This window comes from Streptomyces beijiangensis (assembly GCF_017315755.1).
GTDB lineage: Bacteria > Actinomycetota > Actinomycetes > Streptomycetales > Streptomycetaceae > Streptomyces > Streptomyces beijiangensis.
This window is the reverse complement of record NZ_JAFLRJ010000289.1, coordinates 1-10091: the sequence shown is the minus strand read 5'-3', so window position 1 is coordinate 10091 and position 10091 is coordinate 1. Positions and strand designations below refer to the sequence as shown.

Annotated in this window: 7 protein-coding genes and 1 pseudogene; 2 read left to right on the top strand and 6 right to left on the bottom strand. The window is 67.9% G+C overall.

Annotated features, from left to right (window positions below; all coding sequences use genetic code 11):
- A partial coding sequence (locus tag J0695_RS27360) for a DUF4937 domain-containing protein (RefSeq protein ID WP_206966331.1) occupies positions 1-121 on the bottom strand: 121 nt, incomplete at its 3' end.
- 33 nt (positions 122-154) lie between these two features.
- On the bottom strand, positions 155-976 hold the full coding sequence (locus J0695_RS27355; protein WP_206966329.1) for an arylamine N-acetyltransferase family protein: 822 nt from the start codon (positions 974-976) through the stop codon (positions 155-157).
- Positions 977-993: 17 nt separating this feature from the next.
- Between J0695_RS27355 and J0695_RS27350 the strand changes: the two are divergent.
- Positions 994-1957: pseudogene (locus tag J0695_RS27350) on the top strand (DUF1152 domain-containing protein).
- A 60-nt stretch (positions 1958-2017) separates the two neighbouring features.
- On the opposite strand, the gene J0695_RS27345 reads toward J0695_RS27350, so the two are convergent.
- A complete protein-coding gene (locus J0695_RS27345; RefSeq protein WP_206966327.1) occupies positions 2018-4900 on the bottom strand; it encodes a vitamin B12-dependent ribonucleotide reductase in 2883 nt (960 codons plus the stop codon).
- A gap of 136 nt (positions 4901-5036) precedes the next feature.
- Positions 5037-5549, bottom strand: coding sequence for a transcriptional regulator NrdR (gene nrdR, locus J0695_RS27340; RefSeq protein ID WP_206966325.1), 513 nt, complete (start codon positions 5547-5549; stop codon positions 5037-5039).
- Positions 5550-6064: 515 nt separating this feature from the next.
- Between nrdR and lexA the strand changes: the two genes are divergently transcribed.
- On the top strand, positions 6065-6859 hold the full coding sequence (gene lexA / locus J0695_RS27335) for a transcriptional repressor LexA (RefSeq protein WP_206966323.1): 795 nt from the start codon (positions 6065-6067) through the stop codon (positions 6857-6859).
- Positions 6860-6942: 83 nt separating this feature from the next.
- Here lexA and J0695_RS27330 read toward each other — a convergent pair whose 3' ends face one another.
- Positions 6943-8931 carry an ATP-dependent DNA helicase gene (locus tag J0695_RS27330; protein ID WP_206966321.1) on the bottom strand — a complete coding sequence of 663 codons (1989 nt, stop codon included), beginning with the start codon at positions 8929-8931 and terminating at the stop codon, positions 6943-6945.
- Between the two features lie 38 nt (positions 8932-8969).
- Positions 8970-10091: IucA/IucC family protein (locus J0695_RS27325; RefSeq protein ID WP_277990033.1), on the bottom strand; the 1122-nt coding region annotated here is incomplete at its 5' end.

Sequence of the window (10091 nt, the reverse complement as noted above, 5' to 3'; positions counted from 1 at the left end):
GGCTCCACCCGCCGCCCTGCCCTCGGAAGCCCGGCTCACCGAGCAGCCCCGCCCACTTCCGCTGTCCCCGCTCGAACCCTCGGGGGTCCGTCACGGTGCAGCGAATCCACTTGACCAGCACCGCGCCATCGTACGGCGCGAAACGTGGCGCCGGTCACACTCCGGTGGAGTACACCCGTACCAGCTCGGCAGAATCCTCCGGACTCAGCTCAATACCGAACACGGACCGAAGAATATCGGGTATATCCCGTACAGAAACGGTCCGTTGATCGCTCGATCCATCCGTGCGTACGATCGTCAGTTGATCCCTCACGAGAACGACACGCTCCCCGGGCAGATACCGCTGTGCCACGATCTGGCCCACGAACTTCGACAGCGGATGGGTCGAGCTGTAGTGGTTCATCATCGTGAAGTCGGCGGGATACAAGGTCTGCGGCGCGAAGGCGTAGAGGTCCGTCCACCCTTCCTGCCGGAGGGACCTCAGTACGGAGATCCCCTCATCGCCCCGCTCGATCCCGAAGCCCCAGCCGTCCTGCTCGACCTGCACGCCCTCATGCAGCGGTACCGGCTCCCGCACGCCCTGAGCCCCGAACCCGGCGTCCACAAGCCACTGTTCGCCCCCGGCCTCGACCACCAGGAGCGCATGCGTCACCGGAAGGAGTCCGGGACCCCGTGTGCGAACGCGGGCGCCACGCGCCGCCACGGCGAAGCCGAGCCGCTCCAGGACCGCGGCGAGCAGCGAGTTCTGCTCGTAGCAGTAGCCCCCGCGCCGCTGCCGCACGAGCTTGTCCTGCAGCGACTTCAGGTCCAGGGGAACTTCTCGTCCCAGTGCGACGTCAAGATTCTCAAAGGGAATCGACGCCACGTGCGCACGGTGCAGCGCCCGCAGCGTCGCCACAGTGGCCGCCGTCTCCCCTTGGTGGCCGATCCGGGCGAAGTACGCCTCAAGGTCGACCTGTTCACCGCTCCACGTCATAAAACACAATGATCGCCATGACCGCCTTGCATGCCAACCCGCTTTTCGCCCGCCTGGAGAACGCCGACCACATTCTCGTCGCGGGCGCGGGCGGGGGCTTCGACATCTACGCCGGCCTGCCCGTGGCGCTCTCCCTCATGCACCAGGGCAAGGACGTCCACCTGGCCAATCTCTCGTTCAGTGCGGTCGAGGGCCTCCCCATCGACGCCTGGCTCGCACCCGATGTCGCTGTGGTGACCCCGGACACAGCGCCCCACCAGACCTACTTCCCCGAGCGCACACTCGCCCAGTGGCTCGCACTGCACGACTACCCGTCCACCGTCCACGCGCTGGCCCGAGTCGGCGTTCAGCCGCTGCGCGCCGCCTACCGCGCACTGATCGACCGCTACGACATCGACGCGGTCGTACTCGTCGACGGCGGTACGGACATCCTGATGCGAGGCGACGAATCCGGCCTCGGCACCCCCGAGGAGGACCTCACCAGCGTCGCCGCCCTCGCAGGTCTCGACGTCCCCGAAAGCCTGATCGTCTCGATCGGCTTCGGCTTCGGCGTCGACGCGTACCACGGGGGTGAGCCACGGCCTGGTGCTGGAGAACATCGCCGCCCTCGAACGCGACGGTGCCTGCCTCGGCGCCTTCTCCGTCTCCCGTACGACCAAGGAGGGGGCGCTCTACGTGGACGCGGTGGCCCACGCCCAGCACCACACGCCCGACCACCCGAGCATCGTCAACGGCTCGATAGCCGCCGCGGTCCAGGGCGCCTTCGGTGACGTCCGGTTCACCAGCCGTACCCAGGGCAGCGAGCTCTTCATCAATCCGCTGATGTCGCTCTGCTTCGTCTTCGAACTGGACGGCGTGGCCCGTCGCTGCCTCTACCTGGACCGCATCGAGAACACGCATCTGATGCGCCAGGTGAGCAGCGCCATCGAGGGGTTCAGGGAGGGGACCGTCTCCCGGCCGCCGCGCCGCATACCGCACTGAGGCGGGGCACGGACCCGAAGGTCCGTGCCCCGCCTCAGTGTTCAGCGATCAGCGGGCAGATCAGCTGCAGCCGCTGGTCGAGCCGCAGCCCTCGCACAGGTAGCAGCTGCCGGCGCGGCGCATCTTCGTACCGCAGGAGAGGCAGAGCGGTGCGTCGGCGCTCAGGCCGAGCTGGATCTCCATCAGTTCGGTGGAGTTGTGCGCCTGCCGGGGAGCCGGCTTGGCAGCCTCCGGCTCCTTCGCCTTCGCCTTCGCGGCGGGAGCGACCTTCGGGGCCTCCACCTGGCGCGGGGCGGACTGGGACAGACCCTCGACGTCCACCTCGTCGTCACTCGGCTCGTACGAACCGGTGTCCAGGTGGCGCTGACGCTCATTGGCGGAGTGGATGCCGAGCGCCGAGCGCGTCTCGAAGGGCAGGAAGTCGAGCGCCAGGCGGCGGAAGATGTAGTCGACGATCGACTGCGCCATCCGTACGTCCGGGTCGTCCGTCATACCGGCCGGCTCGAAGCGCATGTTGGTGAACTTCGAGACGTAGGTCTCCAGCGGGACGCCGTACTGCATACCGACCGAGACGGCGATCGAGAAGGCATCCATCATGCCCGCGAGGGTCGAACCCTGCTTGGACATCTTCAGGAAGACCTCGCCCAGACCGTCGTCCGGGTAGGAGTTCGCGGTCATGTAACCCTCGGCGCCACCCACCGTGAAGGAGGTGGTGATGCCGGGACGGCCCTTGGGCAGACGCTTGCGGACCGGGCGGTACTCGATGACCTTCTCAGGCTTCGGCGCCGCCGTCTCCTCGGGTGCCTTCTCCTTGGTCTTGGCCGAGAGCGGCTGGCCGACCTTGGAGTTCTCGACGTAGACGGCGAGCGCCTTGGTGCCGAGCTTCCAGCCCTGGAGGTAGATCTCCTCGACGTCCTCGACCGTGGAGCTCGCGGGCATGTTCACGGTCTTGGAGATCGCGCCGGACAGGAACGGCTGGGCCGCCGCCATCATCCGTACGTGACCCATGGGCGCGATGGAACGCTCACCCATGGCGCAGTCGAAGACGCTGTAGTGCTCGTCCTTGAGGCCGGGGGCGTCGACGACATTGCCGTGCTCGGCGATGTGGGCGACGATCGCCTCGACCTGCTCCGGCTGGTAGCCGAGGCGCTTGAGGGCCTTGGGGACCGTGTTGTTCACGATCTGCATCGAGCCGCCGCCGACGAGCTTCTTGAACTTGACCAGGGCCAGGTCCGGCTCGACGCCCGTGGTGTCGCAGTCCATCATCAGGCCGATGGTGCCGGTCGGCGCGAGCACGGAGGCCTGCGCGTTGCGGAAACCGTTCTTCTCACCGAGCCGGATGACGTCCTGCCAGGCCTCGGTGGCCGCGGCCCAGACCGGGTTGTCGAGGTCGTCCGTGCGCGTGGCGGAGGCGTTGGCGTCCGCGTGCTGCTTCATGACGCGCTTGTGGGCGTCGGCGTTACGGGCGAAGCCGTCGTACGGACCGACGATCGCGGCCAGCTCGGCGGAACGCTTGTACGAGGTGCCGGTCATCAGCGAGGTGATGGCGCCGGCGAGCGCACGGCCACCGTCGCTGTCGTACGCGTGACCGGTCGCCATCAGGAGCGCGCCGAGGTTGGCGTAACCGATGCCCAGCTGGCGGAAGGCGCGGGTGGTCTCGCCGATCTTCTCGGTGGGGAAGTCGGCGAAGCAGATGGAGATGTCCATCGCGGTGATGACCAGCTCGACGACCTTGGCGAAGCGCTCGGCGTCGAACGACTGGTTGCCCTGGTCGTCGTCGCGCAGGAACTTCATGAGGTTCAGCGAGGCGAGGTTGCACGACGAGTTGTCCAGGTGCATGTACTCGCTGCACGGGTTGGACGCGGTGATCCGGCCCGTCTCGGGCGAGGTGTGCCACCGGTTGATGATGTCGTCGTACTGGATACCGGGGTCGGCACAGACGTGCGCGGCCTCGGCCATCTTGCGGAAGAGCGACTTGGCGTCGACCTCCTCGATGACCTCGCCGGTCATGCGCGAGCGCAGACCGAACTTCGCGCCGGACTCGACAGCGTTCATGAACTCGTCGTTCACGCGGACCGAGTTGTTGGCGTTCTGGTACTGGACCGACGTGATGTCGTCCCCGCCCAGGTCCATGTCGAAGCCCGCGTCGCGCAGGGCGCGGATCTTCTCCTCTTCCTTCACCTTGGTCTCGATGAAGGCCTCGACGTCCGGGTGGTCCACGTCCAGGACGACCATCTTGGCCGCACGGCGGGTGGCGCCGCCCGACTTGATCGTTCCGGCGGACGCGTCGGCGCCGCGCATGAAGGAGACCGGTCCCGAGGCGTTGCCGCCGGAGGAGAGGAGTTCCTTGGAGGAGCGGATACGGGAGAGGTTCAGGCCGGCGCCGGAGCCGCCCTTGAAGATCATCCCCTCTTCCTTGTACCAGTCGAGGATGGACTCCATGGAGTCGTCGACGGACAGGATGAAACAGGCGCTGACCTGCTGCGGCTGCGCCGTTCCGACGTTGAACCAGACCGGCGAGTTGAAGCTGAAGACCTGGTGCAGCAGCGCATAGGTCAGCTCGTGGTCAAAGAGCTCCGCGTCTGCAGGGGAGGTGAAGTAACCGTTCTCCTCACCCGCCTTGCGGTAGGTCTTCACCACACGGTCGATGAGCTGCTTGAGGCTGCTCTCGCGGTTGTCCGCACCGACCGCGCCGCGGAAGTACTTACTGGTGACGATGTTGACCGCGTTCACCGACCAGGAGTCGGGGAACTCGACGCCACGCTGCTCGAAGTTGATCGAGCCGTCGCGCCAATTGGTCATGACGACGTCACGGCGCGCCCACGTCACCTCGTCGTACGGATGCACGCCGGGGGTGGTGTGGATGCGCTCGATGCGCAGACCCTTGGCCTTGGATCCCTTTGCGCGGGAACCTCGTGCCGGTCCGCTCGTCGTCTCGGTCATTGCCGCCTCCCATATACGGGCGAAAACGCCCAGAAGTGCCCAGATCTTCCCGGGGCACGGTGTCGTGTTGTCTCTGTCTTGTGCCTCCGGCGCACCAAGCGCCGCAGGCAGGTCTCGCGCCTCCGACCCCTGAAGGTCAGTCGGAGGCAGTGGCGGGCACGGGGACCTCGAGGGTCTCGCCGCACTCGCAGTCGGTGGGGTGGGGCCGTCCTTCGCGGAGTTCCGCGATGGCGGCCTCAAAGTCTTCGAGTGAATTGAACGCCCGGTAGACGGACGCGAAGCGCAGGTACGCGACCAGGTCGAGTTCCCGCAGGGGGCCGAGTATGGCCAGACCCACGTCGTGGGTGGTCAGCTCGGCGCTCCCGGTGGCGCGCAGCGCCTCCTCGACCCGCTGGCCGAGTTTGGCGAGGGCGTCCTCGGTGACCGGACGCCCCTGGCACGCCTTGCGCACGCCGGAGATGACCTTGGTACGACTGAAGGGTTCAGTGACCCCGCTGCGCTTGATCACCATCAGCGAGGCGGTCTCCACCGTGGTGAAACGGCGGGTGCAGTCGGGGCACTGGCGGCGACGGCGGATCGACGTCCCGTCGTCAGTGGTCCGGCTGTCGACCACGCGACTGTCGGGGTGCCTGCAGAAGGGGCAGTGCATGGTCCAAACCCTCCTTCGCAGCACGACTGAATGGCTTCAACAGACCCGGAAAGGGCCCTCGAAGCAGCCCCAAGCATAGGCGATGGCCGAGGTCTTGAGGACCACGAACCACTACTTCTGGGCGGCTGGTTCAATCCAACCACTAGATCTGGGGTTTGGCGCGACTTTCGACCACAGCGCGTGTCGCGCGGCCCGGAACGCCACGGGTCAGCGACGAGAGTACGGGAGACACGCGGGCGTCCGACGCCCAGGGCCGTCGGACGTCACCGAATGACACACTGGGGAGGTCGGCACGGCCCGCCGCACGGCCCACCCCCTGAGGGGTGGAGCTCCAGCGGTGGAGGGTACCGTAATGGACCGAATTGCCATTCGGTTCGAGCCTCGCTCATACACCCAGCAATACGCACACGTGAAGGTTTTTGCGGTTTTTCACTCGAACGTGTGTTTGGCGCAACCTTTCGAAAGCAACTACCGTTGTGCAGCTAGGGAGAGCGAATATCTCGAGAGGGGCCGACGTGACCACCACCGCAGACAGTGCCACCATCACTGCCCAGAACCGACTCGAGCCGGTGCATGCCATGAATGACGCAGCCGCCACGAACCCTGAATCCACAGGGGGGACCGTGCCCTCGCGACCTGCGCGCTCACTGCCCGGCCGACCTCCTGGTATCAGGGCGGACAGTTCTGGTCTCACCGACCGGCAGCGGCGGGTAATCGAGGTGATCAGGGATTCCGTGCAACGCCGCGGATATCCGCCGTCGATGCGGGAGATCGGCCAGGCGGTCGGCCTCTCGAGCACGTCGTCGGTGGCTCACCAGCTCATGGCGCTGGAGCGCAAGGGATTCCTCCGGCGCGACCCGCACCGGCCCAGGGCCTACGAGGTCCGCGGCTCCGACCAGACGACCAGCCAGCCCACGGACACCACGGGCAAGCCCGCCGCTTCGTATGTCCCGCTCGTGGGACGCATCGCCGCGGGTGGCCCGATCCTGGCCGAGGAGTCGGTGGAGGATGTCTTCCCGCTCCCCCGCCAGCTGGTCGGTGACGGCGAGCTGTTCGTACTGAAGGTCGTCGGTGACTCGATGATCGAGGCCGCGATCTGTGACGGCGACTGGGTGACGGTACGCCGCCAGCCCGTCGCGGAGAACGGCGACATCGTGGCGGCCATGCTGGACGGCGAGGCCACGGTCAAGCGGTTCAAGCGTGAGGACGGCCATGTCTGGCTGCTCCCGCACAACTCCGCGTACCAGCCGATCGCGGGCGACGAGGCGACGATCCTCGGCAAGGTCGTGGCAGTGCTCCGGCGGCTCTGACCCATATCGCCGGTCATGAACCGGGCCCCTGGAATCCACTGCGCCGGTTCCAGGGGCCCTGCTGTGTGCCGGGACGGCCGGGACTACTTTCCGTCCGCCTTTGCTGCTGCATCGATTGCGGCCAGCGAGCGACGAGCCTGGCTCCCGTCGGTGGTGTACCAGAAGTCGGGCAGCGAGGCGCGCAGGTAACTGCCGTATCGGGCATTGGCCAGCCGGGGGTCGAGAACGGCGACGACGCCCTTGTCCCCGGTCGCCCGTACGAGCCGGCCCGCGCCCTGAGCCATCAGCAGCGCGGAGTGCGTGGCGGCGACAGCCATGAAGCCATTGCCGCCTGCCTCCTCCACCGCCTTCTGGCGTGCGCTCATCAGCGGGTCGTCGGGGCGGGGGAACGGGATCCGGTCCATGACCACCAGCTGGCAGCTCGCGCCGGGCACGTCCACGCCCTGCCAGAGCGAGAGCGTGCCGAAGAGGCAGGTCTCCGGATCCGCGGCGAAGTTCTTGATCAGCTCGCCCAGAGTCTCCTCGCCCTGGAGCAGGATGGGCTTGTCGAGCCTGGTGCGGAGCTCCTCGGCGGCTGCCTTGGCCCCCCTCATCGAGGAGAAGAGGCCGAGGGTGCGGCCGCCGGCCGCCTCGATGAGCTCCGCGAGCTCGTCGATCATGTCCGTACGTGTGCCCTCCCGCCCGGGGGTGGCCAGGTGCCTGGCGACGTACAGGATTCCCTGCTTGGGGTAGTCGAAGGGCGAGCCGACGTCCAGACCCTTCCAGACGGGGATGTCCTCACCCTGAGTGCCCTCGGGGGCCAGGCCGACCGAGGCGCCGACACCGTTGAAGTCGCCACCGAGCTTGAGGGTCGCGGAGGTCAGGACGACGGAGCGTTCGGTGAAGAGCTTCTCGCGGAGCAGGCCCGAGACCGAGAGCGGAGCGACGCGCAGCGACGCTCCGAAGCGGTCATGGCGTTCGTACCAGACGACGTCGTACTCGGAGCCCTGCGTGATGCGCTCGGCGACGTCGTGGACGCTCTCGACGGCGGCGATGGCCTGCTTGCGTACAACGTCCTCGTCCTGCACGGACTTGTCGCGGGTGGCGCCGAGGGCGGAGATGACCGTACGGGACGCGTCACGCAGCGCCATCAGGGCGTACCCCAGGTCCTCGGGGACCTCTTCCAGGCGGCCGGGGAGGGCGAGCTCCATGACGCGCTCGAAGGTCTCCGAGGCGGTCTGCAGAGCGTCGGCCGCCTTCTCGTTGACGAGCCTGGCGGACCGGCGCACGGCGCGGTTGACCTGGCCGGGCGTGAGCTCACCTGTGGCGACTCCGGTGACCCGGGAGACCAGCTCATGGGCCTCGTCGACGATCAGCACCTCGTGCTGCGGGAGCACCGGGGCACCCTCGATGGCATCGATGGCCAGCAGGGCGTGGTTGGTGACGATGACGTCGGCGAGCTTGGCGCGCTCACGGGCGGCCTCGGCGAAGCACTCGGCCCCGTAGGCGCACTTCGTGGCGCCCAGGCATTCGCGGGACGAGACGGAGAGCTGGCCCCAGGCCCGGTCGGAGACACCGGGGGTGAGGTCGTCGCGGTCGCCGGTCTCGGTCTCGTCGGCCCAGTCGCGCATGCGCAGCAGGTCCTGGCCGAGCTTGCTGGAAGGTGCGGACGACTCGAACTGCTCGAACTGGTTGAAGAGGCCGTCCTCCTCTTCCTGCGGCACGCCCTCGTGCAGACGGTGCAGGCAGAGGTAGTTGGAGCGGCCCTTGAGCATGGCGAACTGGGGCTTGCGGCGCAGCAGGGGCTGCAGGGCGTCGACCGTACGCGGAAGGTCGCGCTCCACCAGCTGGCGCTGGAGGGCGAGCGTCGCGGTGGCCACCACGACGCGCCCTCCGTGGGCCAGGGCGGGGACCAGGTAGCCGAGGGACTTGCCCGTGCCCGTACCGGCCTGGACCAGCAGGTGGGAGTGGTCGTCCACGGCCCCGGCGACGGCCTCGGCCATGGCCGCCTGGCCGGGCCGCTCCGTGCCGCCGACGGCGGTGACGGCGGCGTGGAGGAGCTCGGGGAGGGAGGCGTGTGGGGAAGCAGTCATAGCGGGACCACCCTACGGTGCGGCACTGACAATCGGGATCACACCTGGTGAAGGGGGTTGGGAACGGTGCCGTGGACGGCAGCGTGCGGGCGGTCGGGCCGGTCGCGGTAGCCGTCGAGGTGGAGACGGTTGCGGTTGAGGCTGAGCCGGTCGAGCCGGGGGGTGAGCAGGTCGAAAGTCTCGTAGCGGTCTTTGAGCTCCGGGAAGCGTGCCTGGTGGCGGAGGATCTCGGCCCGTACGAGCGCCCAGAACTCGTCCTCCGGGAGCCCCAGTTGGTCCTCGCAGATCGGCGCGAGGAATCGGAAGACGCCGACAAAGAGGCCTGAGTGGATGAACTGGGTGAGAAAGGCCGGCTCCTCGGTGAGCAGGACGGCGCGCACGTCCTCGGGCATGGAGTCGTGCTCGGGCAGCGGCTCCGCACTGACGTTGACGTCGTCGACGAAGTCCTTGATCGCGAGGCGGACGGGGACGTCGTGATCGTCGAAGACGACGATGGCGTTCTCGCCGTGCGGGGAGAAGACGGTGCCGTAGCGGTAGAGGAAGCGCAGCAGCGGGGGCAACAGGGCTGCGAAGAGGCGGCGGAGCCAGACGGCCGGTGCCAGCTGGGAGCGGGCGACGAGCTCGGCGGTGAAGGAGCACCCCTGCGGGTCGGTGTGGAGCAGGGAGGCAAGAGTTCGGGCGCGTTCACCGGCGTCGAGATGGCCCTCCAGAGGCTCGCGCCAGATCGCTCCGAGGAGTTCCCGGTACTGGTAGGGGACCTCGGGGAGGTGGTCGTACAGAGGATGCTCGACGGCGACGGAGGCGACCTCTCGCGCAGATAGGCGTCCGTCGCGCAGGCCCTGGACCCAGGTGGTGACGGCGGGTGCCGCGAGAGTGCGTTCGGTGGGGAGGCCGCGCCAGACCAGGGTGTTGAGGATGGAGAGGGGCAGTTTGACGGTGTGCCGGTCGGGGCGGGTGATGTTGAGGAACGTACGGATGGACTGCTGAGGGAGCCGGAGGTCGTTGTCGGTGTGCAGCGGCACGATCTCGTTGTGGGCGATGGCGGGCGCGAAGAGCGGAAGGATCGTTTCGTGCCACTGCCAGGGGTGGACGGGCAGATAGAGGTACTCGTCCGGGTCGAGGCCACGGGCACGGAGGACGGCGGCGAAGGAGGCGCGGGT